We start from the raw sequence: 25112 nt of genomic DNA, 5'->3' as shown, positions 1-25112 counted from the left end.
TCGCCGGCCGTCCGCTCCGGAGCTCGTCCGGCCCTCGAGGGTCGAGAAGGCAGGTCTTCCGCGATGTCCCGTCGTGCCACTCGTGCGCTCGCAGCCACTGCGGCCGCACTCACAGCAGTCACCCTGTCGGCCTGCGCCTCCAGCGACCGGGACTCCGAGGGCGGCGGTGACCCCGCCGCCGAGGAGTCCGGCGGCACGCTGGTGTTCGGCGCCGCCGGCGACCCGGCGATGTTCGACCCGGCGTTCGCCAGCGACGGCGAGACCTTCCGGATCGCCCGCCAGATCCACGAGGGCCTGCTGACCAACGAGCCGGGCACCACCGAGCTGGTGCCGGCGCTGGCCGAGGACTGGGAGGTGAGCGAGGACGGCCTCGAGTACACCTTCAACCTGCGTGAGGGCGTGACCTTCCACGACGGCACCGAGTTCAACGCCGAGGCGGTCTGCTTCAACTTCGACCGTTGGCACAACTTCGAGGGCCTGGCCCAGAGCCCGAGTGCCTCGTACTACTACCAGGCGGTCTTCGGCGGGTTCGCCGGCAGCGACAACCCCGGCATCTACGTGGGCTGCGAGGCCGTCGACGAGAACACCGCCGTCGTCACGCTCAACCAGGTGACCAGCAAGATCCCCGCGGCCCTGTCCCTGCCGGCGTTCTCGATCCAGAGCCCGACGGCTCTGCAGGAATGGGAAGCCGACGATCTGGGAGGCAGCGAGGACGCGCTGACGTACACGGAGTACGCCCTCGAGCACCCGACCGGCACCGGCCCGTTCAGGTTCGACAGCTGGGACCGCGGCAACGGCGAGGTCACCATCGTCCGCAACGAGGACTACTGGGGCGAGCCGGCCAAGCTCGACGAGATCATCTTCCGCACCATCCCAGAGGGGAACACCCGCCGGCAGGAGCTCCAGGCCGGCACGATCGACGGCTACGACTTCGTCTCGCCGGCCGATTACCAGACCCTCGAGGGCGAGGGTTTCCAGGTCCTGGTGCGGGACCCGTTCAACATCCTGTACCTGGGGATCAACGGCGGGAACGTGGAGGGCACCAACGCCAACCCGGCGCTGCAGGACATCCGGGTCCGCCAGGCGATCGCCCACGCGATCAACCGCGAGGAGATCGTGACCTCGCTGCTCCCCGAGGGCGCCGAGGTGGCGACGAACTTCATGCCGCCGACCGTCGACGGCTGGGCCGAGGACGTGCAGACCTACGAGTACGACCCCGAGCGGGCCCGCCAGCTGCTGGAGGAGGCCGGCGCGGCCGGCACCACGCTGCGCTTCTACTACCCGACCGACGTCAGCCGGCCGTACCTGCCGGACCCGGTCGCGATGTTCCAGGTCATCGCCGAGGACCTGCGCGAGGTCGGTCTGACCATCGAGCCGGTCGCACTGCAGTGGAACCCGGACTACCTGCAGGCGGTGCAGTCGGGCCAGGCCGACATCCACCTGCTCGGCTGGACCGGTGACTACAACGACGCCTACAACTTCATCGGCACGTTCTTCGCCGAGGACCAGAACAACCAGGCGTCCGCGGAGTTCGGCGCGTTCAGCGCCCCGGAGATCTTCGCGGCGCTGGCCGAGGCCGACGCCGCACCGGACCCGGCCGACCGGACCGAGCTCTACCAGGCGGCCAACCGGCTGATCAAGGAATTCCTGCCGGCGGTGCCGATCTCGCACTCGCCCCCGGCGCTGGTCGTGGCCGAGGACGTCCAGGGCCTGGAGCCCAGCCCGCTGACGGCCGAGGACTTCTCGACGGTCACCCTGGCGGACTGAGTCCGTTCCGAATCGACCGCGCCGGCGGTGGCACGATCGCCGGCGCGGTCGCCGGTTCGCGGTAGGACAGTGGTGTCCGGAAAGGCTGGACCGAGCAGGTGCTCCGCTTCATCGTCCGGCGGCTGTTCCAGCTGATCCCGATCCTGCTGGGGCTCTCCGTCCTCCTCTTCGCCTGGTTGCGCGCGCTGCCCGGCGGCCCCGCGCAGGCGGCTCTCGGCGAGCGAGCCACGCCCGAGGCGATCGCGCAGTACAACGAGCTGTTCGGCCTCGACGAGCCGCTCTACGTGCAGTACTTCCGCTTCCTGGGCCGTGCGGTCACGCTCGACTTCGGCAACTCGACGCAGTACGGGCGGCCGGTCACCGAGGTCTTCCTCGAGCGGTTCCCCGGCACGATCGAGCTGACCGTCCTCGCGATGATCTTCGCGATCGGCGTCGGCATCCCGCTGGGCTACCTGGCCGCCCGCCGGCACGGCAGCTTCCTCGACTCCGCCTCGGTGGTCGGGTCGCTGCTCGGGGTGGCGATCCCGGTCTTCTTCCTCGCCTACCTGCTCCGCCTGCTGTTCGCCGTCGAGCTCGGCTGGTTACCGGGCTCCGGCCGGCAGGACGTGCGGATCGACGCCACCCGCATCACCAACTTCTACGTCCTGGACGGGCTGATGACCCGGGAGTGGGACGCGGCCTGGGACGCGTTCCTGCACCTGATCCTGCCGGCCATCGCGCTGGGCACGATCCCGCTGGCCATCATCGTGCGGATCACCCGCGCATCGGTCCTCGACGTCGTCAACGAGGACTACGTGCGGACGGCGAACGCGAAGGGTCTGGCGACGGCGACGGTGCGCCGCCGGCACGTCGTCCGCAACGCCCTCCTGCCGGTGTCGACGACGATCGGCCTGCAGACCGGCCTGCTGCTGTCCGGCGCAGTGCTCACCGAGACCGTCTTCGCCTTCGGTGGGGTGGGGCTCACCCTGCGAGATGCGATCACCTACCGGGACTTCGCCGTCCTGCAGGGCTTCATCCTCATGCTCGCGGTGGTCTACGTGCTGGTGAACCTGCTGGTCGACATCTCCTACGGCCTGCTGGACCCGAGGGTGCGCGTCCGATGACGCCTGCGGGATCGGGCCGGTGGGTGGAGCCGATGAGGGACGCGGGTCCGGGCCGGGAGGGAACGCGATGACCGCGCTGGGCGACGTGAAGCGGCAGCGGATCGACGAGCTCGCGGCCCGCGCGGGCCAGCTGCCCGCGGGCGAGGGCGGGCTGTCGCTGACCCGCAGCGCGTTCCGCCGGCTGCGCCGCGACCCCGTGGCGATCACCGGCGCCGTCATCGTGCTGGTGTTCCTGTTCGTCGCGGCGTTCGCGCCGCTGCTGGCCCCCAGGGACCCGGTCAGCCAGTACCTGCTGTCGGAGATCCGGCCCGGGCTGATCCCCGGCGCCCGCGAGGGCTTCCCCCTCGGCGTCGACAACCTCGGCCGTGACCTGCTGTCCCGGCTGATCTACGGCGCGCGGCAGTCGCTGCTCATCGGCGTGGTCTCGACCGTGCTCGGGCTGGTGGTGGGCATGACGCTGGGCGTGCTGGCCGGCGCCTTCGGCGGCTGGGTCGACACCGTGGTGATGCGGTTCGTCGACATCATCCTGTCCATCCCCGGCCTGCTGATGGCGATCACCATCTCGGTGCTGCTGGGGCAGAACCAGTACGCGCTGATGATCGCCATCGCCGTCGTCCAGGTGCCGGTGTTCGCCCGGCTGCTGCGCGGGTCGATGCTGGCGCAGCGGGGCAGCGACTACGCCGTCGCCGCCCAGGCGCTGGGGGTGAAGAAGCGGCGGATCGTCTTCGGGCACGTGCTGCCCAACTCGCTGTCCCCGGTCATCGTCCAGGCGACGCTGTCGCTGGCGACCGCGATCATCGAGGCGGCCGCCCTGTCCTACCTGGGCCTGGGCGACCCGGACATCGCCCGCCCCGAGTGGGGGGCGATGCTCGCCAACGCCCAGGACTTCCTGTCCATCCGCCCGGCCCTGGCCGTGTGGCCGGCGATGTGCATCATCGTCGTCGCGCTCGGCTTCACGCTCCTCGGTGAGCGCCTGCGCGAGGCCCTCGACCCGAAGTTCCGGAGGTGAGCCGGGTGGTCCAGACGGGCAGTGCGGCCGCGGGCGGCCTGGCCACCCCGGTCCTCGAGGTGGAGGACCTCGCCGTCACCTTCGCCCGCCGCGGCGAGCAGCCGACCCGTGCCGTCGACGGGGTGAGCTTCTCCGTCGCCCCCGGGGAGACCATCGGCCTGGTGGGCGAGTCCGGCTGCGGCAAGTCGGTCACCTCGCTGGCGGTCATGGGCCTGCTGCCGCGCCGCGGCGTCCAGGTGACCGGGTCGGTGCGCCTGGACGGGCAGGAGCTGATCGGCGCTCCCGACCGGGTGCTGCGCAGCCTGCGCGGCGCGGACATGGGGATGGTCTTCCAGGACCCGCTGTCCTCGCTGAACCCGACCGTCCCGATCGGCACGCAGGTGGCCGAGGTGCTGCTGGAGCACCGGGAGATGACCAAGGCCGAGGCGCGGGACGAGGCCACCCGGCTGCTGGACCGGGTGGGCATCCCCGATCCCGCCCGCCGGCTGAAGGAGTACCCCCACCAGCTGTCCGGCGGGATGCGCCAGCGGGCGCTCATCGCCATGTCGCTGGCCTGCTCGCCCCGGCTGCTGATCGCAGACGAGCCGACGACGGCGCTGGACGTCACCATCCAGGCGCAGATCCTGGAGCTGCTCCGGGAGCTCGTCGTCGACTCCGGCACGGCGCTGGTCATGATCACGCACGACCTGGGCGTGGTCGCCGGGCTCTGCGACCGGGTGCACGTCATGTACGCGGGCAAGGTCATCGAGACCGCCGACCGGCACGACCTGTTCGCTCGTCCCCGCCAGCCCTACACCGGGGGGCTGCTGGCCTCGGTGCCCCGGCTCGACTCCGGCCGCGGCACCCCGCTCACCCCCATCCGCGGCTCGGCTGCCGACGCCATCCCGTGGGCGGAGGGCTGCGCCTTCGCGCCGCGCTGCGACAACGCCCAGGACGACTGCCTGACCGAGGTGTCGGGCAGCACCGTGCCGCTGGAGCCCGACGGCCCCGGCCGGGAGCTGCGCTGCCGCCACCCGCTGGAGCACCCCTCCGCGCCGGCCGGCGCCTCCGCGTTCGGCACCGACGCCCCAGGAGCCGCCCGATGACCGCCGCCCCGACGTCTCCCGGCAAGGACGAGCTGCTGCGGGTCGAAGGGCTCAAGGTCCACTTCCCGATCAAGCGCGGGATCTTCTTCGACCACACCGTCGGGCACGTCCAGGCGGTCGACGGCGTCGACCTCGTCGTCAGCCGCGGAGCCACCTACGGGCTGGTGGGGGAGTCCGGCTGCGGCAAGTCCACGCTGGGCCGGGCCATCCTGCGGCTGGTCGAGCCCACCGCCGGGCGGGTGCTGTTCGACGGCACCGACGTCGCCGCGCTCAAGGGTGAGCCGCTGCGGCACATGCGCCAGCGCATGCAGATGGTGTTCCAGGACCCTCTGGGCAGCCTCGACCCGCGGCAGAACGTCGAGTCGCTGCTGTCCGAGCCGCTGCACGCGCACGGTCTCGGCGGCGGCAAGGCCGGGATCGCCGAGAAGATCCGGACCCTGCTCGACGCCGTCGGGCTGCCGTCGGCGGCGCTGCGCCGCTATCCGCACGAGTTCTCCGGCGGCCAGCGGCAGCGCATCGGCATCGCCCGCGCCGTCGCGCTGGAGCCGGACCTGCTGATCGCCGACGAGCCGGTGTCCGCGCTCGACGTGTCGGTGCAGGCCCAGGTGCTGAACCTGCTCGAGGAGCTGCAGGAGCGGCTGGGCATGACCTACCTGGTCATCGCGCACGACCTGGCGGTGGTGCGGCACATCAGCGACGTCGTCGGCGTCATGTACCTGGGCTCGCTGGTGGAGCAGGCCCCGGCCGACGACCTCTACGAGCAGCCGCTGCACCCCTACACGCGGTCGCTGATGAGCGCCGTCCCGGTGCCCGACCCGGGAGTCGAGGAGCGGCGCGAGCGGATCCTGCTGGCCGGCGACCTGCCGTCGCCGGCCGACCCGCCCAGCGGCTGCCGCTTCCACACCCGCTGCCCCTGGCGGCAGAAGACCCGGTGCGACGACGAGGTGCCGGTGCTGCGCGAGCTGGGCCCGGGGCGGCTGGTCAGCTGCCACTGGGCCGAGGAGATCCGCGACGGCGTCCTCCACCCGCGGTCCCCCGAGGAGGCGCTGCACGCCGGTGCCGCCGCCCGGCCGGCACCGGAAACGCAGCCGGGGGACGACGACCCGAGCCCCTTCCTCGGCCGGGACCAGCCCCTGCCGCGGGCCGAGCAGGGCTGACCGCGGGCGCCCCTCCCGGGCATAGGAAGCCATCCATGCGTCTTCGCGCCAGAAAACGCACGTATAGCTTCCTATGCCTCAATCGGTGACGACGACGACGTCGTTCCCACGGCGGACCGCCCGGCGCACCCGTAGCCTCACCAGCCGGCCCAGCACCCGGACCAGCGTGCTGTAGACCGGCGTGGGCCCGTGGTAGCCCAGGAAGCCGCGGGGGCCCTCGACCATCTCCCCGGTGCGCACGTCGTACCGGCTCTGGTGCCAGGGGCAGACCAGGCACCCGTCGGCGTCGACCGTGCCCTCGGACAGGTCGGCCAGCTGGTGCCGGCAGATCCGCGACACCGCGAAGTACCGGTCGGCGCCGTCCGGGCCGGGGCCGCGGTTGCCCACGGCCCAGTCGCCGGCGCGGCGGACCGTCCGCGGCGGCAGCTCGGCGGCGGGAACGGATTCGGGCTCGGGCACGGAGGCTCCTTCGACGCGGGTGGTGGCGGAACCGCCCTACCCAGCGCGGCCGGGCCGGACCCGTCCGCCGTCGGTAGGGTCGGCCGGGTTCGACGTCGCCCGTCCTGGAGGTACCCCGTGCGCCGGCTGTGCGTCGTCCTGGGAGTGCTCGCCGTCCTCCTGCTGGCCGGTGGGCCGGCGTACGCGGTGCCGCCGTTCCGGCTGGCCGAGCAGGTCGTCGACGAGGTGGGCGCGCTCGGTGGCCGGACCGCGGAGGTCGAGTCGGCCATCGAGGACCTGCGCGCGGACACCGGCACGCAGCTGTTCGTGGTGTTCGTCCCCAGCTTCGACGAGGCCGACGGCGACGAGTGGGCCGCCGCCACCGCGGAGCTCAGCCAGCTCGGCCGCAACGACGCCCTGCTGGCGGTGGCCGTGGCGGACCGGGCGTACGGCTTCCTCCGCCCGGGGAACTCGGCGCTCTCCCGGGAGGAGCTGGGGGACCTCGCGGCCACGGAGGTCGAGCCGGAGTTCGCCGAGGAGGACTGGGCCGCCGGCGTGGTCGCCTTCGCCGGTCTGCTGCGGCAGGCGGACACGGCCGCCGGGGACGCCGGCGAGGTGGCCTCGGACGGTGGCTCCGGTGGCGTCGGCCCCCTGCTGGTGCTCGGCGGGATCGCCGTCGTCGGCGGCGGCGCGTACCTGGTGAGCCGCTCGCGCCGGAACCGCGGGGACGCGACCCCCGCACCCGGCCGACAGCCGGAGCGCGACCCCTACGAGGGCACGCCGACCGACGAGTTGCAGGGCCGCGCCAGCGAGGCGCTGCTGGAGCTGGACGAGGCGGTGAAGACCTCACAGCTGGACCTCGACTTCGCCCGGTCGCAGTACGGCGAGGACGCCGTGGCGGGCTTCGACACCGCGCTCGCGCAGGCCAGGGCCGACGTCGGCCGCGCGTTCGCCGTGCGCCAGCAGCTGGACGACGACTCGGGTGGGCGGGGGACCGGCACGGACGAGCCGGCGGCGCGGCGCATGCTCGCCGAGATCCTGTCGCTGACCCAGGCCGCCGACGCCCGGCTCGACGAGCAGAGCGCCGCCTTCCAGCAGCTGCGCGACCTGGAGCGGACCGCCCCCGAGGTGCTGGACGGCCTGGAGCCGCGGATCGCGGCACTGCGCGGTCGGCTGCCGCAGGAGGAGCAGCGGCTGGCCGGGCTGCGCTCGCAGTTCGCGGGGCAGGCGGTGTCCGCGGTCGCCGACAACGGAACCCAGGCGGCGGCCCGGCTCGACGCCGCCGAGCAGGAGGTGCGGGAGGCCCGCGAGGCGCTCGCGGCCGGCCGGTCGGGGGACGCCGTCGGTGACATCCGCGCCGCCGAGGACGCGGTGGCGCAGACCGGGACGCTGCTCGACGCGGTGGCCCGGCTGGACGCCGACCTGGAGGCCGCGGCCGGACGGGTGGCCGCGGCGCGAGCGGAGACCGAGAAGGACCTGGCCGAGGCCCGGGCGCGGGTGGCCGGGGGTGACCGCAGCGGGCTCGAGCCGCAGATCGCCCGCGCCGAGGCGGCCCTGGCCGGGGCCGACGCGGCGCTGCGGCCGGCCGACGGCACGCCGGGAGACCCACTGGCGGCACTGCGCCAGCTGGAGGACGCCGACACCGCCCTGGAGCAGGCCCTGTCGGCGGCCCGCGACGTGCAGACCCGGGCCCGCCGGGCAGCGGCCGCACTGGACCAGGCGCTGCTGACCGCGCGCTCGACCGTGGCCGCCGCCGCGGACTTCGTCGACACCCGGCGGGGAGCGGTGGGGCCGGACGCCCGGACACGGCTGGCCGAGGCGCAGCGGCACCTGGCGGCCGCCGTCGAACTCGGTGCCACCGACCCGGTGAGCGCCTTGCGGGAGGCGCAGCAGGCGGGGCTGCTGGCCCAGCACGCGCTCGACCTGGCGCAGGACGACGTCGACCGGTGGAACTCCGGCTACGGGCCCGGTGGTCCCGGCGGCTTCGGAGGTGGTTACGGCGGCGGGTACCGGCGCGGCGGGGTGGACCTCGGCAGCCTGGTGCTCGGCGGCATCCTGCTGGGCGGCGGCCGCTCGGGCGGCGGGTTCGGAGGCGGTTTCGGCGGTGGGTTCGGAGGAAGGTCCGGCGGGGGGTCCTTCGGCGGCCGCGCCGGTGGCGGCTCCTTCGGTGGCCGGGCGGGCGGCGGGCGGTTCTGAGCGGTCGCGCCGCAGGCTCAGCCGGTCAGCTGGCCGTAGGCGCAGCGCGTACTCGAAGTCCGGCTCCAGCGGGATCTCGACGTCCGCGCCAGCAGCCCGGTGTGCGGGTGCGGCGCCACCTGCATGCCGGGGGCGGTGGCGATGTCGTCGGGGCCGTAGTGGTCGACGAACACCCACGCGCCCACCATCCGCCGGCCGAGGGTGGGCAGCAGCCGGCGCACGTGCGTGCTCTCCCCGAGGAGCACCTCCTTGCCCGGGAGCAGTTGAAGGCCCCGCTGCCCCCACCGTTCGCGAGCTCACGGCGGGACCCTGCAGCGGGGCCGAGAAGCGGTCGAGGGTGGTCATCGCAGCTCCTACCGCAGATCGATAGGAGCAGTCTCGTACCGGACGTCGGCGTGGGGGACGGCGGGCGGGCGAAGGGATGGAACCGGCCCGGACACCCGCTGGGCCGGGATCGCGCCGAGCCGGCCGGCGGAGAAGTCGGCGAACGCGTCCCTGACCTCGTCCGCGGTGTTCATGACGAACGGCCCGTACATGGCGATCGGCTCGTTGATCGGCCGCCCGCCCAGGATGACGACGTCCAGCGCCGGCGTGCGCGACTCCTGGTGCACCGCGCCGCGGACGGTGACCGTGTCGCCGGGGCCGAGCACCGCCAGCTGGCCGGTGCGCACCGGCGCACCGTCGATGCCCACCGATCCCGCCCCCGAGAGCACGTACACCAGCGCGTTGAAGTCTGGCCGCCACGGCAGGTCCAGCGTCGCGCCGGGGGAGACGGTCGCGTGCACCATCGCCATGGGCGTGCAGGTCGACCCCGGCCCGCGCTGCCCGGCCACGTCTCCGGCGATGACCCGTAGGAAGGCGCCGGCGTCCGGGCTGGCCATCAACACGGAGGATTCGGCCCGCAGGTCCTGGTAGCGCGGCTCCACCCACTTCTGCGCCCGCGGGAGGTTGACCCACAGCTGCAGGCCGTGGAACAGGCCGCCGCTCACCACGAGGTGCTCCGGCGGCCGCTCGACGTGCAGGACGCCGCCACCTGCGGTCATCCACTGGGTGTCGCCGTCGCTGATCGTGCCGCCGCCACCGTGGGAGTCGGCGTGCTCGAAGGTGCCGTCGAGGAGGTAGGTGACGGTCTCGAAGCCGCGGTGCGGGTGCCAGCTGGTGCCCTTGGGCTCGCCGGGCGCGTACTCGACCTCGCCCATCTGGTCCATGTGGAGGAAGGGGTCCAGGGCGCGCAGGTCGACCCCGGCGAAGGCCCGGCGGACCGGGAAGCCCTCGCCCTCGAAGCCCGAGGGCGCCGTGGTCACCGAACGGGTGCGGCGGCGCACCGTGCGGGGCGCGGGCAGCGGGACCCGCGGCAGGATGGTGGCGTCCTCGACGGTCACGGCAGGCATGCCGGCCTCCTCGGTTGAGGTCTCAACTATCACCGACTGCAGCGTCACGGGACCACGATGTCTTCCCGGGCAGTTCCACTTCGCATGCAGGCGTTGCGCCGGCCACACGGCTGCGCCAAGGTGGTCCTGGGAGCCGAGAGGCGCGGCGTCGACGCCCGGGGGCTCCGGTCGCCGTCACGGGAGCGTCGGACGGCACCGGCCGGGCAGTCCCCGGCGGCCGCTCCCCGGGGGACGCGGCTGGTGGGTGGGCCGCGTCGCGACGTCGACGTCGAGAGGGGGGCACCGTGGACCGTGGGATCACCCGGCCGATGGCGCGGCAGGCACACGGCGCCGAGCTCGAGCAGGCCGGCGAGGAGCACAGCCAGCAGCATGGCGAGGACGGCGGCATGCCCAGCCGGATGGACCGGCTGCGCGCCCAGCAACGGCAGGTTCTCTGGATCCCGTGGACGCTGGTCCTGCTCGGCTTCTGGCAACTGCTCGCCCCGCTCACCCTCGGCTACGGCAACGAGGCGCTGTGGGCGCAGCCCAGCGGCGGGCGGGGTGTCTGGTTCTCCGACGAGACCATGGCTGCCCTGCGTGCGTCGCTGATGACCTGGTCGGACGTCGTCAGCGGGGTCGCGTTGATCGTGCTCGGCTGGCGGGCCCTCAAGCCCGACCGGCCGATCGCCTGGTGGGGTGCCTGCTTCGTCGGCATCTGGCTGGTCTTCGCACCCATCGTGCTGTGGTCGCCGACCGCCTCGGGTTTCGTGAACGACAGCATCGTCGGGCTCCTGGTGATCGCCCTGACGATCCTGATCCCGGGCATGCCGAACATGACGGCGTTCATGACGATGGGCCCGCCGACCCCGCCGGGATGGAGCTACAACCCGTCGAGTTGGCCGCAGCGGGCCATCCTGGTTGCGCTGGCCTTCGTCGGCCTGGTCGTGTCGCGCTACCTGGCCGCGTTCCAGCTCGGCTACCTGGAATCGGTGTGGGACCCGTTCTTCGGGTCGGCCAGCACCGAGTCGGTGCTGAACTCGGACATCTCGCACATGATGCCCATCTCCGACGCCGGGCTGGGCGGCATCGCCTACACCTTCGAGTTCCTCATGGCGTTCATGGGCGGCGTGGCGCGCTGGCGCACGATGCCGTGGATGGTGGCCATGTTCGGCGTCCTGGTCATCCCGCTCGGACTGGCGCACGTCGCGCTGGTCATGTCGATGCCGGTCGCCGTGCATGCCTGGTGCACCTTCTGCATCCTCGCGGGCCTGGTGATGCTGCCGATGGTCGCGCTCACCGTCGACGAGGTCGTCGCCATGGGCCAGCACGTCAAGCAGTCCCGTCGCCGGGGAGACCGGGACGGATCGACCTGGAAGGTCTTCTGGCAGGGCGGCGAGGCGGAGGGCTGCACCCCCGACGAGCGGACGCCGGACATGCTCGAGTTGCCCGACCGCCCGCTGACCTTGCTCCGGTCGTCGCTGTGGGGCACCGGCGCACCGCTCCCGCTGCTGGCCGTCGCCGCGCTCGGCGTGCTGCTGTACGCAGTGCCGGGTGTGCTGGCTATCGACATCCGCAGCGGCACCGCCGACGTCGCCCACCTCGGCGGTGCCTTCATCGTCGTGGTCGCCGTCGTGGCCATGGCCGAGGTGCTGCGGCCGGCGCGGCTGCTCAACGTGGCGGGCGGCCTGGGGGTCGCCTCACTGGTCCTGCTGACCGGTCCGGGCGTCGTCCCCGCGGTGGTCATCGTGCTGACGGGCCTCGCCGTCGCCGCTCTGTCGGTGCCGCGCGGCCCCCTGCACGACCACTACGGCGAGTGGGACCGGCCGGCCCGCTGGCCGGAGCGGCGGGCGGCCTGATCCCGGACGGCCGGGCACGTCCCTGCATCAGCGGGGGGATACTGGGCGGCGATGAGCGCACCCCTGAACCTGGTCAACCTCGAGCGGGTGCACAAGGCGCACGGCACGACGGTGATCCTGGACGACGTCTCGCTCGGGATCGCCGCCGGTGAACGCATCGGCGTGGTCGGCCGGAACGGCGGCGGCAAGAGCACGCTGCTGTCGCTGCTCACCGGCGCCGACGAGCCCGACTCCGGCCGGGTCACCCGCCGCGGCGACATCGCCATGGGCGTGCTCGACCAGTCCGGCACCCTGCCGCCCGGGACGACGGTGCGCGACGTCGTCCTGCCGCCGTCGATGTTCGCCGCCGAGCACGAGTGGGCCGGTGACCCGGCGGTCCGCTCCGTCCTCACCGGCCTCGAGCTCGACCGGCTGGGCCTCGACGCCCCGGTGGCGCCGATGTCCGGCGGTGAGCGCCGCCGGGTCGCGCTGGCCGCCCAGCTGATCCGCCCGCTGGACCTGCTGGTGCTCGACGAGCCCACCAACCACCTCGACGTGGAGGGGGTGGCCTGGCTGGCCGAGTACGTGAAGCAGCGGACCGGCGGGATGGTCGTCGTCACCCACGACCGGTGGTTCCTCGACGAGGTCTGCACCACCACGTGGGAGGTCGCCGACGGCAGCGTGCACGCCTACGACGGCGGCTATTCGGCGTACACGCTGGCCCGGGCGGAGCGGGCGCGGATCTCGGCGGTGACCGAGGAGCGCCGGCTCAACCTGGTCCGCAAGGAGCTGGCCTGGCTGCGCCGGGGTCCCCCGGCACGCACCAGCAAGCCGAAGTTCCGCATCGAGGCCGCGCAGGCGCTGATCGCCGACGAGCCGCCCGCCCGCGACGCGATGGCGCTGAAGGGCTTCGCCGCCCGGCGGCTCGGCAAGACGGTCTACGACGTCGAGGACCTCGACTACGCCGTTCCCACCGACGACGGCCCGCGCACCCTGTTCGAGGACCTCACCTGGCATGTCGGCCCGGGCGACCGGATCGGCATCGTCGGGGTCAACGGCGCCGGGAAGACGTCGCTGCTCAAGCTCCTGGTCGGGGAGACGACGCCGGACGCCGGGAAGGTCGTCGTCGGCCAGACGGTGGCGCCGGCCTACCTGTCGCAGCACGTCACCGAACTGCCGCCGCGGGCCCGCGTGCTGGAGGCGGTTCAGGACGTCGCCCGCATCGCCCGGATCGGGAACCAGGAGATCTCGGCGTCGTCCCTGGCCGAGCGGTTCGGCTTCGCCGCGAACCGGCAGTGGACGCCGGTCGGCGACCTCTCCGGCGGCGAGCGCCGCCGGCTGCAGCTGCTGCGCCTCCTCATGGCCGAGCCGAACGTGCTGGTGCTCGACGAGCCGACCAACGACCTGGACATCGACACGCTCACCGCCCTGGAAGACCTGCTCGACGGCTTCCCCGGCACGGTGCTCGTGGTCAGCCACGACCGGTACTTCGTCGACCGGGTGTGCGACAAGGTCGTGGCGCTGCTCGGTGACGGCACCCTCGCCGAGCTGCCCGGCGGGGTGGACGAGTACCTGCGCCGCCGTGCGGCCGGCGGGGCCCCGCTGACGACGGCGGCCGGCAGCGACGGCCCGCGGCCGGTGGGTGCGCCCTCGACGTCGGCCCCGGCCGTCTCCGCGGCCGACGCGCGGGCGGCGAAGAAGGAGGCCAGCCGCCTGGAGCGGCGGATGCTCAAGCTGGACGCCGACGAGAAGAAGCTGCACGAGCAGCTCGCCGCGGCCGCCACCGACTACGCCCGTGCCGCCGAGCTCGACACCCAGCTCCAGGCGCTCCAGGCCGAGAAGGAGCAGCTCGAAGAGCAGTGGCTCGCGGCGGCAGAGCTCGCCGAGGGCTGACCGGGCCGGGTCGCCCGGGGACATCTGCCGGCGGATCGGACGAGGCACCTGCGGCGATACCTCACCGGGTCCTCACCAGGTCCTGACCGGGTACCTGACGGAGCTCGTGCTCTGAGTGCAGCTGCACTCAGAGCACGAGCTTCCGTGGGGATGCCGGTCGACCTCGAGGTCACCGGCGAGCCGGCCGAGTTCCCGCAGCCGGTCGACGTGAGTGCGGTGCGCGTCGTCCGGGAGGCGCGGTCCGACGTCGTCCGGCACGCCGGGGCGGCCGCCCCTGCGTGCAGGTGGACCGGGCGAGCGACCGGGTCGTCGTCACCGTCACCGACGACGGGCGGCCGGTGACCCCCCACCGGTAATCTGCAGTCACCGCCCGCCGGCTGTCCCCTGACGTCTGTGGTCGTCCCCGAGCCCTTCGAGACTCCCGGAGACCCGTGCTCGCCGTCCTGCTGCTCCACCTGCTGGCCGCGGGGTCGGCACCGCTGCTCGTGCGCTGGTGGGGCCGGCAGGCGTTCCTCGTCCTGGCTCTGGTGCCGGCCGCAGGCTTGGCCTGGCTGCTGTCCCGGCTGACGACGGTGACCGGCGGTGGCGACGTGGTCGAGCGCGTGCCGTGGGTGCCCACCCTGGAGCTGGACGTCGTGCTCCGGCTGGACCCGCTCGCGCTCCTGTTCGCGCTGCTGGTCACCGGGGTGGGCGTACTCGTCCTGCTGTACTGCGCCCGGTACTTCGAGCCGGGAGAGGACGGCACCGGCCGGTTCGCCGGCACGTTCACCGCCTTCGCCGGCTCCATGCTGGGGCTCGTCCTCGCCGACCACCTGCTCCTGCTCTACGTCTTCTGGGAGCTCACCACCGTCTTCTCCTACCTGTTGATCGGCGGTTCGGGCGGGCGGCTGGCGGCGCGGCGGGCGGCCGGCCAAGCGCTGATCCTCACCACGGCCGGTGGGCTGGCCATGCTGGTCGGGCTGATCATGCTGGGCGAGGCGAGCGGCAGCTACCTGCTCTCCGAGGTGGTCGCCGACCCGGGCGGCGGCCCGCTGCTGGTCGCCGGCACGATGCTCGTCCTCGCCGGGGCGGTGACCAAGTCCGCCATGGTGCCGTTCCACTTCTGGCTGCCCGCCGCCATGGAGGCCCCCACACCGGTCAGCGCCTACCTGCACGCCGCCGCGATGGTGAAGGCCGGCATCTACCTGGTCGCGCGGCTCGCGCCCGGATTCGCCGACGTGCCGGGCTGGCGGCCGGTGGTCCTCGGCCTCGGTCTGGCCACGATGCTGGTCGGCGGCTACCGGGCGCTCCGGCAGAACGACCTCAAACTCCTCCTCGCGTTCGGCACGGTCAGCCAGCTGGGCTTCCTGATGGTGCTGGTCGGGGCCGGCAGCCGGGAGCTGGCCGCCGCCGGGCTGGCGATGACGCTGGCGCACGCGCTGTTCAAGTCCACCCTGTTCCTCACCGTCGGGGTGATCGACCACGCCACCGGCGTCCGCGACCTGCGCCGGCTCTCCGGACTGGGCCGGCGGCTCCCGGTGGTCGCCGTGATCGGCACGCTGGCCGCGGCCTCCATGGCCGGGTTGCCGCCGCTGCTCGGCTTCGTCGGCAAGGAGGCCGCCTTCACCGCGCTGCTGGACGGCGGCCTGCCCGATCGCACCGCCGCCGTCGTGGTGCTCGCCGGCCTGGTGCTCGGCTCCGCGCTGACCGTCGCGTACACGGCGCGCTTCCTGTGGGGCGCGTTCGCCCGCAAGCCCGGGCTCCCGGCGACCGAGCCCGCCGACCTGGTGCACCCGCCGGGTGCACTCTTCCTGGCCGCTCCCGCTGTGCTCGCGCTCACCGGCCTGGTCGCGGGGCCGCTCAGCCCACTGCTCGAGCCGCTGGCCGCCGGGTACGCCGACGCGCTGCCGCTGCTGGCGCCGGAGGCCGAGAAGCTCGCCCTGTGGCACGGGTGGCAGCCGGCGCTGCTGCTCTCGGCGCTCACGCTCGCCGGCGGCGCGGCCCTGTTCGCCGGGCGCGCCGCGATCTACCGGGCGCAGCGCCGGTTCGCCGTCGGCGCCTCGGCCGACGAGGGCTACTGGAACACCATGCAGACGCTGGACCGGCTGGCCGTGCTGGTCACGGGCACCACCCAGCGCGGGTCGCTGCCCGCCTACCTCGGCACGATCCTGGTCGTCGTCCTGGCCCTGCCGGGGGCGGTGCTGCTGGCTCGGGCGCCGTGGCCGGGGGAGTGGCGGGCGTGGGACAGCCCGGTGCAGGCGCTGGTCGGCACGGTGGTGCTCATCGCCGCCGTGCTGGCCCTGCGGATCCGGCAGCGGCTGTCCGCGGTGCTGGTCGTCGGCGTCACCGGCTACGGCCTGGCGGTGCTGTTCGCGCTGCAGGGCGCGCCGGACCTGGCGCTGACCCAGTTCCTGGTCGAGACGCTCACCCTGGTCGTGTTCGTGCTGGTGCTGCGAAAGCTGCCCAAGGACATCACCGAGCGGCACCGCCCCCGCGAGCGGCTGGTCCGCGCGGTCGTCGCCGTCGCCGTCGGGACGTTCATGGCCGCCGCCGGTGCGGTGGCGCTGAGCGCGCGGACGGCGACGCCGGTCTCGGTGGCCTTCCCCGAGGAGGCGTACGAGTTCGGTGGCGGGCAGAACATCGTCAACGTGACCCTGGTCGACATCCGGGCCTGGGACACCCTCGGCGAGATCGCGCTGCTCGTCGTCGCCGCCACCGGGGTGGCCAGCCTGGTCTTCCTGCGGCGGCGCACCGGCGGCGTCGACCGGCTCGACCCGGGGCGGACCCCGCCTCCGGCCCGCCCCGCCCGGCGGGCCCCCCGCGCGCAGTGGCTGGCCGCGTCCGTCGCGCTGGCGCCCGAGCGGCGGTCGGTGATCCTCGAGGTGGTCACCCGGATCCTGTTCCACACCATCGTGGTGTTCTCGCTCTACCTGCTGTTCAGCGGTCACAATCAGCCCGGCGGCGGGTTCGCCGGCGGGCTGGTCGCCGGCCTGGCGCTCGTGCTGCGCTACCTCGCCGGAGGCCGCTACGAGCTCGGCGAGGCGGCACCGGTCGACCCGGGCCTGCTGCTGGGGCTCGGGCTGCTCCTCGCCGGCGGCACCGGCATCGTCGGGCTGGTCCTGGGCGCCGACGTGCTGCAGACGGCCATCCTGGAGACGACGCTGCCGGTGCTCGGCGACGTCAAGCTCGTCACCTCGCTGTTCTTCGACATCGGCGTCTACCTGATCGTGGTGGGGCTGGTGCTGGACATCCTGCGCAGCCTCGGCGCGGAGCTGGACCGCCAGGTCGACGAGCACGACGCCATCGATTCCGTGCCCGGGGAGGTGATCCTCCGATGACCCCGACCGTCGTCCTGCCGGTGATCATCGGTGGCCTCTACGCCGCCGGGGTGTACCTGCTGCTCGACCGCAGCCTCACCCGGGTGCTGCTGGGCTTCCTGCTGCTCGGGAACGCGACCAACCTGCTGCTGCTCTCGGCCGGTGGGCCCGCCGGGCTCGCGCCGATCCTCGGGTACGCCGAGCCGGAGGAGATCAGCGACCCGCTGCCGCAGGCCCTGATCCTCACCGCGATCGTCATCACCTTCGGCATCGCCGCCTTCCTGCTGGCGATCATCTACCGCTCCTGGCGGCTGGTCCGGCAGGAGGTCGTCGAGATCGACGAGGAGGACCGCCGCGTAGCCCTCCGCTCCGGCACCGACGCCGACGAGATGGATCCGGACGACCTGGCCCTCGAGGACCGGCCGGCCGCGCACGCCGACAGCCTGGGCGGCGACGCGGGTGGCGACCTCGCCGTCGAGGGCACGTTGGCCCGCCGCTACGGCGGGATCGCCTCCGACGACGTCGACCTGCCGCCGACCGAGCGGAGACGACGGTGATCCGGGTCCTCATGCCGCTGCCGGTGCTGCTGCCGCTGCTCGGGGCGGCGGTCGCGCTCCTGGTCGGCGGCCGGCACCCGCGGGTGCAGCGGACGCTGAGCATCCTCGTGCTCGGCACGGTGCTCGCCGTCTCGATCGCGCTGCTGCTCCTGGCCGACGCCGACGGGGCGGAATCGCTCTCCATCGGCGGCTGGCCGGTGCCGCTCGGCATCGTGCTCGTCGTCGACCGGCTGTCGGCGCTGATGCTCGTCGTCGCGTCGACGGTCGCGCTGGGGGTGCTCGTGTTCGCCGTCGGGCAGGGCGCGGCCGACGGCGACGAGGAGACGCCGATCTCGATCTTCCACCCGACGTTCCTGGTCCTGATCGCCGGCGTGGCCAACGCGTTCCTGGCCGGCGACCTGTTCAACCTCTACGTCGGCTTCGAGATCCTGCTGACCGCCAGCTACGTGCTGCTGACCCTCGGCGGCTCGGCGCCGCGGATCCGCGCCGGCATCACCTACATCGTGGTGAGCCTGCTCAGCTCGCTGCTGTTCCTCGCCGCCATCGCGCTGGTGTACGCCGCCACCGGCACGGTGAACATGGCGCAGCTGGCCGGCCGCCTGAGCGAGCTGCCCGAGGGCACCCAGCTGCTGCTGCAGTCGATGCTGCTGATCGCGTTCTCGATCAAGGCGGCGGTGTTCCCGCTCTCGGCCTGGCTCCCGGACAGCTACCCGACCGCCCCGGCGCCGGTCACCGCGGTGTTCGCCGGGCTGCTCACCAAGGTCGGCGTCTACGCGATCATCCGCACCCAGACGCTGCTGTTCCCCGGTGGTGCGCTGGACACGGTGCTGATGGTGGCGGCCCTGGCCACCATGCTGATCGGGATCCTCGGCGCGGTGGCCCAGACCGACATCCGTCGGATCCTGTCGTTCACCCTGGTCAGCCACATCGGTTACATGGTCTTCGGGATCGCGCTCAGCTCCGCCGCGGGGCTGGCGGGTGCGGTGTTCTACGTCGTCCACCACATCGCCATCCAGACCACGCTGTTCCTCGTGGCCGGGTTGATCGAGCGGCAGGGCGGCTCCACCGGCGTGGACCGGCTCGGCGGCCTGGCGAAGGCCTCGCCGTTCCTGGCGGTGCTCTTCTTCGTCCCGGCGATGAACATCGCCGGCATCCCGCCGCTGTCGGGGTTCATCGGCAAGCTCGGGCTGCTGGAGGCGGGGATCGCCGACGGCGGGTGGCTGCCGATCGTGGTCGTGGCGGCCGGCGCGGTCACCAGCCTGCTGACCCTGGTGGCGATCTCGCGGGTGTGGAGTCGCGCCTTCTGGCGCCCGCCGGCGCAGTCGCCGGCGGCCGACACCGACGAGGCGGCCGCCCGGGACGCCGGACCGGAGCTGGTCGCCGCCCCGCTGGAGGAGCTGGCTTCCGACGACGGCTCTGGCAGCACCGCCACCCGTGTCCGGCGGCGCGCGGCCTGGCGCCGGCACACCGCCGTCGCCACGGCCAGCACCCCGGCCATGGACGGGCTGGGCGACGGCGCCGAGTCGGCGCGGCCGCTGCGGCCCCTGCCGCAGGTGATGATCGGGTCGACCACGGTCATGGTCGCGGTGACGGTCGCGCTGACTGCGCTGGCCGGCCCGCTGTACGCGATCGCCGGGCGCGCGGCCGTCGATCTCCTGGACCGCGGGCCGTACGTGAACGCGGTCATCGACGAGGAGGACGCACCGTGACCGCGGAGGCCGCCGCTCCAGGGCGGCTGGGCCACCGGCTGCGCCACCAGCTGCCGCTGCTGGCCTGGCTGGTGCTCGTCTGGATGCTGCTCTGGGGCACGTGGTCGTGGGCGAACCTGCTCGGCGGTGCGGTGATCGCGCTGGTGGTGACCTCGCTGCTGCCGCTGCCTCCGGTGGTCGGCGGGACGCGGCTGCGGCCTGGACCGCTCCTGCGGTTCGTGGGCGCCTTCGTCGCCGACCTGATCAGCTCCGGGGCGCTGGTCGCCTGGCAGACGCTGCGGCCGAGCGGCATCGAGCGGAGCGCGATCATCCGGGTCCAGACGCGCACCGACTCCGATCTGCTGCTGACCATCCTCGCCGAGTCGCTCACGCTGGTGCCCGGGTCGATGGTGCTGGACCTCGACCGTGAGCGTCGCGTGCTCACCCTGCACGTCCTCCACGTGCGGGGCCCGGACGACGTCGAGCGCCAGCGGACTTCGGTGCTCGCCCAGGAGGAGCGGGTGGTCCGGGCGTTCGGGACGGCGGCGGACGTCGCGGCGCTCGGCCCGCCGGCGGGCGAACCGGCGCGGGGAGGGACGTCGTGACCGTCGTCTACTGGCTGGCCTACGGCATGCTCGGCGGGGGCGCGATGCTGGCCCTGGTCCGGCTGGGCCGCGGCCCGTCGCTGCTGGACCGGGTGGTCGCCACCGACACCCTGCTGGTGATCATCGCGGCGGGCCTGGCCGTGCACGCCGCGCTGGAGCGGGACCCCACCGTCGTCCCCGTGCTGGTGGTCGTGTCGCTGCTGGCGTTCGTCGGCTCGGTGTCGGTGGCCCGGTACATCGGCGGCATGCTGCTGAGCTCGGCCGACGACGGCCAGGACGTCGGGTTGCCGGAGGCGGCCGAGGAGGCCCGGGCTGCGGAGGTGGACCGGTGAGCGTGCTGGAGGTCGTGGGGGACGTCGTCGCGGTCGTCCTGCTCCTGCTGGGCGCGCTGCTGTGCCTGACCGCCGGCATCGGCCTGGTGCGGTTCCCCGACGTGCTGACCCGGATGCACGCGGGCACCAAGCCGCAGGTCCTGGGGGTCCTGCTGATCATGGTTGCCGGCGCGATCCGGCTGCAGGGCTGGTCGGCCACCTGGATGCTGCTGCTCGTGGCGGTGTTCCAGCTGCTCACCGCGCCGGTGAGCGCGCACATGATCAGCCGGGTGGCCTACCGCCGCCGGCACGTGCGCCGCGATCTGCTGCTGGTCGACGAGCTGCGCGCCGACGACGAGCTGCGGGACCGGGTGTACCGCGGCGACGAGCCCGCGGACGCGCCACCCGGGGAGCCCGGCCAGACCCTGGCGGAGCGCTCCGGAGAGAACCGGAACCCCCGGGACGAACGCGGCTGACCGCGCCCGTCCCGGGAGGCGCCGCTAGCGCTGGGCCCGGTTCACCGCGGAGACGACGGCGCGCAGGGAGGCGGTGACGATGTTGGGGTCGATGCCCACGCCCCACAGCACCCGCTCGCCGACGGCGCACTCGACGTAGGCCGCCGCACGGGCATCGCCGCCGGCGGACATGGCGTGCTCGGCGTAGTCGAGCACCCGGACGTCGACGTCGAGGGTCCTCAGCGCGTCGACGAACGCCGCGATCGGGCCGTTGCCGCGCCCCTCGACCGTCACCGGAACGCCCTGGTCGACCAGCTCCACGACCATCTCGTCGAGGGAGTCGCCGTGCGCGGTGTGCCGGTGTCCGCTCAACGAGAACCGGCCCCACGGCGCCTCGGGGTCGGGCAGGTACTCGTTGGTGAACGCCGTCCACATCTGCTGGGCGGTCACCTCGCCGCCCTCGTCGTCGGTGTGCCGCTGGATGACCGCGCTGAACTCGATCTGCAGCCGGCGCGGCAGGTCGAGGTGGTTCTCGGTCTTCATGATGTAGGCGACGCCGCCCTTGCCGGACTGGCTGTTCACCCGGATCACGGCCTCGTAGCTGCGGCCGACGTCCTTGGGATCGATGGGCAGGTACGGGACCGCCCACGCCTGCTGCTCGACCGGCACGCCGGCGGCCTGCGCGTCTGCCTCCAGCGCCTTGAAGCCCTTGTTGATCGCGTCCTGGTGGGAGCCCGAGAACGCGGTGTAGACGAGGTCGCCGCCGTAGGGGTGCCGCTCGTGCACGCCGAGCTGGTTGCAGTACTCGACCGTGCGGCGGATGTCGTCGATGTCGGAGAAGTCGATCTGCGGGTCGATGCCCTGGCTGAACAGGTTCAGGCCCAGGGTCACCAGGTCGACGTTGCCGGTGCGCTCGCCGTTGCCGAACAGGCAGCCCTCGATGCGGTCGGCGCCGGCGCGGTAGCCCAGCTCGGCGGCGGCGACGGCGGTGCCGCGGTCGTTGTGCGGGTGCAGGCTGAGCACCACGGCGTCGCGGTGGGCCAGGTTGCGGTGCATCCACTCGACCTGGTCGGCGTAGACGGTGGGCTCGGCCATCTCCACGGTCGCCGGCAGGTTGAGGATCGTCGGCCGCTCGGGGGTGGGCTCCCACACGTCGGTGACGGCGTTGCAGATCTCGACGGCGAAGTCGAGCTCGGTGCCGGTGAACGACTCGGGGGAGTACTCGAAGCGGATGTCGGTCTCGCCCATCTGTTCGGCGAGCTTGCGCACCACCTGGGCGCCGTGGACGGCGATGTCCACGATGCCGGCCCGGTCGGAGTCGAACACGACGCGCCGCTGCAGCGTGCTGGTGGAGTTGTAGAGGTGGACGATCGCCTGCTTGGCGCCGTGCAGTGACTCGAAGGTGCGCTCGATCAGCTCGTCCCGCGCCTGGGTCAGCACCTGGATCGTCACGTCATCGGGGACCAGGCCCTCGTCGATCAGCTGCCGGACGAAGTCGTAGTCGGTCTGGCTGGCCGCCGGGAAGCCGACCTCGATCTCCTTGTAGCCCATCCGGACCAGCAGCTCGAACATGCGGCGCTTGCGGTCGGGCGTCATCGGGTCGATCAGCGCCTGGTTGCCGTCGCGCAGGTCGACCGCGCACCAGCGCGGGGCCTTCGTCGTCACGGTGTCCGGCCAGGTGCGGTCGGGCAGCACCACGGGAACGAAGGGGGCGTAGCGGTCCACCGGCATGCCGGAGGGCTGCTGGGGATGGCGCGCGTGCGGGTGGGTGTCGCTCATGGGGGAGGCTCCTGGTGCGGGCTGCCGTGCGCGGAGTACGCACAGCTCCGGGGGACGGTCAGCGGACGCCGGGAGCGCCTGAACCCCGCGGCGAGGAAGCCGACCTAGGAGAGGGCCTCGCCGCGGCGGGTAAGCAGGAGGCTGCCGCGCACGCCGCCCACGGTAGCAGCGGCTCAGCCCAGATCGCAGCCACACGCGCAGTCGCCGGCGTGGACGGGGCGCCGGGAGAAGTCGTCCAGCTCGTCGCAGGAGGGCAGGCAGGTGCAGCTGAACGCCTCGGGCAGGCCGGTCAGCTCCCCGGCCAGGAAGCGGCGTTCGCGTTCCGCCGCCCTCGCGTGAGCTGCGTCGACCCGGCGGGCGGCTCGGCGGCCCGCGGGAGAGTCGCCCGGCAGCACGGGGTGGTGGTCCGTCGGCGTCCCCGCCGTCCCCCGGCGCGCGTCGCGGTCGCCCCGGTCCCTCCGGTAGGTGAACGACGTCTCGGGCCGGTCCCGGCGCGGCTGGTACAGCCGCTGCCCCTCGTCATTGCGGCGGGTGTCGAGATGCGCGGGAAAGCGGCGGCCTCCCAGGTCGCGGACGGTGTCCGCCGCCATCGGTCCGACCTCGCGCTCCTCCCCGTCGAGCAGCGCCAGTCGAAGCCCGGCGAGCGCCGCCGCCCGGGCCAGCGCGGTCACCGGCAGATCCCGCCGCCCGGTCTCCGCCTGGGCCACCGCGGACTGGGAGAGCCGGCAGCCCTCGGCCAGTTCCCGCTGGGAGAGGTCCCCCAGGCGGCGGATGCGACGCAGGACGCCGGGCAGGTCGAACAGGGACACCGCACCACGGTCCACCCCGTGCGGGCCGATCACCGGTCCGGGCGCGGACATGTGGAGGACCGAGCCTCCTGTGGACGCCGGCCGGCGGGGCCTGCGGCATGAGGTCCGCGGAAGCTCTGCCTGTGAGTGCAGGTGTACTCACAGGCAGAGCTTCCCAGGAGTGGCGGCGGAGTCTCCGCGGAGTGGTGGCCGCGCTTCCCTGTAGCGGTGGCGGCGCTCCCGTGTAGTGGTGGCGGCCCTTCCGCGGAGTGGTGGCGAAATTCCCGGGAGTGGTGGGAAGCAGGGGCGGTGACCGGTCCCGCGCAGGCCACCGAGATCTGCGTCGCCTGACGGTGGCCTCTAGTACTACAGCCGCAAGGTTTTGAGTGGCCGCGGCGTGTCTGCCGGACTGCGGCGATCGGGCCGGTGACCTTGGCTGGATGGTCGAAGATGTCAGTGTGGCCGAGGTCGAGGGCTGGGCAGTCGGCCTGGAAGAGGTGACCTGGCGGATCGGGCCGCGGTTTTCTCGGCCGCAGCCGCGTGCGCAGGCCGGCGCCTATCTGCGGGGTCTGTTGTCGGGGGTGGAGCGCAAGAACGGGTGGACGCTGGCCGAGCAGGCCGGTGATCAGACCCCGGATGCGACCCAGCGGTTGCTCAACCACGCCGAGTGGGACGCCGACGGGGTCCGCGATGACCTGCGCGAATACGTCGTGGAGTACCTCGCCGATGACGACGCGGTGCTGGTGATCGATGAGACCGGCTTCCTGAAGAAGGGCAGCAAGTCCGCCGGGGTGGCCCGGCAGTACTCCGGTACGGCGGGGCGGATCGAGAACTCCCAGATCGGGGTGTTCCTGGTCTACGCCGCTGCGGCCGGGCGGACGTTCATCGACCGGGAGCTGTATCTGCCCAAGGCCTGGACCGATGATCGTGCCCGCTGTGCTGAGGCTGGTATCGGCCCGGAGGTGGAGTTCGCGACCAAGCCGGAGCTGGCTCTGCGAATGCTCATCCGGGCCCTGGACGCCGAGGTGCCGGCCGGCTGGGTCGCCGGTGATGAGGTCTACGGGCAGAACGGCGCCCTGCGGCTGGCGCTGGAGGAACGTCGCATGGCCTACGTGCTCGCCGTCCCGGTGAACCAGCACGTCATCGCCACCATCGACGACCGGCCGGCCGGCACCCGGGTCGATGCGCTTTCGGCCGCCGTGCCCGAGGCGGACTGGCAGCGACTGTCGGCCGGTGTCGGCGCCAAGGGCCACCGGCTCTACGACTGGGCGCGCATCCCGATCCGGTCATTGGATGAGCCCGGCCGGTACTGGCTGCTGGTCCGTCGCCGCCTCACCGATGGCGAACTGGCCCACTATCTGTGCTTCTGCCCGGCGCAGGCGTCGCTGGCCGACCTGGTCGGCGTCGCCGGCCGTCGCTGGGCGATCGAGGAATCCTTCGAGACCGGCAAGGGCGAAGTCGGCCTGGACCAGTACCAGGTCCGCCGCTACGACGCCTGGTACCGACACATCACCCTCGCTTGCTGGGCACACGCCTTCCTCACCGTCACCCGCGCCGCCACCAGCGGCGAAAAAGGGGGGTCCCGAACCTGCACGGCGAGCTGACCGAGCTCTCACTGCCCGAGATCCGCCACCTGATCACCTGCCTGGTTTGGGCACCGCAGCACCCACCCCAGCAAGTCCTGGACTGGTCGCACTGGCGCCGCAGACACCAGGCCCGCGCCCGCCGCTGCCACTACGCCCGACGCGGCTCCGCCAGTGAAATGCGGCTGTAGTACTAG

General features: G+C 73.2%; 21 protein-coding genes. 16 read left to right on the top strand and 5 right to left on the bottom strand.

Annotated elements, in window-relative coordinates:
* The first annotated feature begins 63 nt into the window (after positions 1–63).
* The 5 genes from QOZ86_RS11045 to QOZ86_RS11025 all read left to right on the top strand — a co-directional run bounded on the left by QOZ86_RS11045 (position 64) and on the right by QOZ86_RS11025 (position 6121).
* Positions 64–1767, top strand: a complete 1704-nt coding sequence (locus QOZ86_RS11045; protein WP_284492017.1) for an ABC transporter substrate-binding protein — start codon at positions 64–66, stop codon at positions 1765–1767.
* 98 nt (positions 1768–1865) lie between these two features.
* Positions 1866–2870, top strand: a complete 1005-nt coding sequence (locus QOZ86_RS11040) for an ABC transporter permease (RefSeq protein ID WP_284492016.1) — start codon at positions 1866–1868, stop codon at positions 2868–2870.
* Positions 2871–2937: 67 nt separating this feature from the next.
* Entirely contained in the window at positions 2938–3879 is a 942-nt protein-coding gene (locus tag QOZ86_RS11035; RefSeq protein WP_284492015.1) for an ABC transporter permease, read from the top strand.
* Positions 3876–4964: an ABC transporter ATP-binding protein gene (locus QOZ86_RS11030; RefSeq protein ID WP_284492014.1), complete on the top strand. Its 1089-nt coding sequence runs from the start codon at positions 3876–3878 to the stop codon at positions 4962–4964. The genes QOZ86_RS11035 and QOZ86_RS11030 overlap by 4 nt, the downstream gene beginning before the upstream one ends.
* Positions 4961–6121 carry an ABC transporter ATP-binding protein gene (locus tag QOZ86_RS11025; RefSeq protein WP_284492013.1) on the top strand — a complete coding sequence of 387 codons (1161 nt, stop codon included), beginning with the start codon at positions 4961–4963 and terminating at the stop codon, positions 6119–6121. The genes QOZ86_RS11030 and QOZ86_RS11025 overlap by 4 nt, the downstream gene beginning before the upstream one ends.
* Before the next feature lie 78 nt (positions 6122–6199).
* Here QOZ86_RS11025 and QOZ86_RS11020 read toward each other — a convergent pair whose 3' ends face one another.
* Positions 6200–6580 carry a Rieske (2Fe-2S) protein gene (locus QOZ86_RS11020; protein WP_284492012.1) on the bottom strand — a complete coding sequence of 127 codons (381 nt, stop codon included), beginning with the start codon at positions 6578–6580 and terminating at the stop codon, positions 6200–6202.
* A gap of 117 nt (positions 6581–6697) precedes the next feature.
* Between QOZ86_RS11020 and QOZ86_RS11015 the strand changes: the two genes are divergently transcribed.
* The gene (locus tag QOZ86_RS11015) at positions 6698–8755 is read left to right on the top strand and encodes a TPM domain-containing protein (protein WP_284492011.1); all 2058 of its coding nucleotides are present in this window, start codon (positions 6698–6700) and stop codon (positions 8753–8755) included.
* Positions 8756–8772: 17 nt separating this feature from the next.
* Here the strand turns inward: QOZ86_RS11015 and QOZ86_RS11010 are convergent, their stop codons facing one another.
* The gene (locus QOZ86_RS11010) at positions 8773–9000 is read right to left on the bottom strand and encodes a hypothetical protein (protein WP_284492010.1); all 228 of its coding nucleotides are present in this window, start codon (positions 8998–9000) and stop codon (positions 8773–8775) included.
* A gap of 108 nt (positions 9001–9108) precedes the next feature.
* A complete protein-coding gene (locus QOZ86_RS11005; RefSeq protein ID WP_284492009.1) occupies positions 9109–10146 on the bottom strand; it encodes a pirin family protein in 1038 nt (345 codons plus the stop codon).
* Between the two features lie 284 nt (positions 10147–10430).
* On the opposite strand from QOZ86_RS11005, the gene QOZ86_RS11000 reads away from it, so the two are divergent.
* The 9 genes from QOZ86_RS11000 to mnhG all read left to right on the top strand — a co-directional run bounded on the left by QOZ86_RS11000 (position 10431) and on the right by mnhG (position 20786).
* Positions 10431–11981, top strand: a complete 1551-nt coding sequence (locus QOZ86_RS11000) for a vitamin K epoxide reductase family protein (RefSeq protein ID WP_284492008.1) — start codon at positions 10431–10433, stop codon at positions 11979–11981.
* A gap of 51 nt (positions 11982–12032) precedes the next feature.
* Entirely contained in the window at positions 12033–13853 is a 1821-nt protein-coding gene (locus QOZ86_RS10995; protein ID WP_284492007.1) for an ABC-F family ATP-binding cassette domain-containing protein, read from the top strand.
* Positions 13854–13997: 144 nt separating this feature from the next.
* Complete coding sequence (locus tag QOZ86_RS10990; protein ID WP_284492006.1) at positions 13998–14195, top strand: hypothetical protein; 198 nt, start codon at positions 13998–14000, stop codon at positions 14193–14195.
* Between the two features lie 89 nt (positions 14196–14284).
* Positions 14285–17170, top strand: a complete 2886-nt coding sequence (locus QOZ86_RS10985; protein ID WP_284492005.1) for a Na+/H+ antiporter subunit A — start codon at positions 14285–14287, stop codon at positions 17168–17170.
* Entirely contained in the window at positions 17167–17706 is a 540-nt protein-coding gene (locus tag QOZ86_RS10980; protein ID WP_284492004.1) for a Na(+)/H(+) antiporter subunit C, read from the top strand. Before QOZ86_RS10985 ends, QOZ86_RS10980 begins: the two co-directional genes overlap by 4 nt.
* Positions 17703–19415 carry a Na+/H+ antiporter subunit D gene (locus QOZ86_RS10975; RefSeq protein ID WP_284492003.1) on the top strand — a complete coding sequence of 571 codons (1713 nt, stop codon included), beginning with the start codon at positions 17703–17705 and terminating at the stop codon, positions 19413–19415. The genes QOZ86_RS10980 and QOZ86_RS10975 overlap by 4 nt, the downstream gene beginning before the upstream one ends.
* Positions 19412–19999, top strand: coding sequence for a Na+/H+ antiporter subunit E (locus tag QOZ86_RS10970; RefSeq protein ID WP_284492002.1), 588 nt, complete (start codon positions 19412–19414; stop codon positions 19997–19999). Before QOZ86_RS10975 ends, QOZ86_RS10970 begins: the two co-directional genes overlap by 4 nt.
* Entirely contained in the window at positions 19996–20331 is a 336-nt protein-coding gene (locus QOZ86_RS10965; protein ID WP_284492001.1) for an MrpF/PhaF family protein, read from the top strand. The genes QOZ86_RS10970 and QOZ86_RS10965 overlap by 4 nt, the downstream gene beginning before the upstream one ends.
* Positions 20328–20786, top strand: a complete 459-nt coding sequence (gene mnhG / locus QOZ86_RS10960; RefSeq protein ID WP_284492000.1) for a monovalent cation/H(+) antiporter subunit G — start codon at positions 20328–20330, stop codon at positions 20784–20786. The genes QOZ86_RS10965 and mnhG overlap by 4 nt, the downstream gene beginning before the upstream one ends.
* Before the next feature lie 24 nt (positions 20787–20810).
* On the opposite strand, the gene leuA is transcribed toward mnhG, so the two are convergent.
* The gene (gene leuA, locus QOZ86_RS10955) at positions 20811–22544 is read right to left on the bottom strand and encodes a 2-isopropylmalate synthase (protein WP_284491999.1); all 1734 of its coding nucleotides are present in this window, start codon (positions 22542–22544) and stop codon (positions 20811–20813) included.
* 173 nt (positions 22545–22717) lie between these two features.
* Positions 22718–23404 (bottom strand): helix-turn-helix domain-containing protein, encoded by a 687-nt coding sequence (locus QOZ86_RS10950; RefSeq protein ID WP_284491998.1) that lies wholly within the window; start codon positions 23402–23404, stop codon positions 22718–22720.
* 368 nt (positions 23405–23772) lie between these two features.
* Between QOZ86_RS10950 and QOZ86_RS10945 the strand changes: the two genes are divergently transcribed.
* The gene (locus QOZ86_RS10945) at positions 23773–24936 is read left to right on the top strand and encodes an IS701 family transposase (protein ID WP_284493342.1); all 1164 of its coding nucleotides are present in this window, start codon (positions 23773–23775) and stop codon (positions 24934–24936) included.
* Positions 24937–25112 lie beyond the last annotated feature (176 nt).

The sequence above is a fragment of the Blastococcus capsensis genome (genome assembly GCF_030165005.1).
GTDB lineage: Bacteria > Actinomycetota > Actinomycetes > Mycobacteriales > Geodermatophilaceae > Blastococcus > Blastococcus capsensis.
This window is presented reverse-complemented; position numbering and strand designations above follow the sequence as displayed.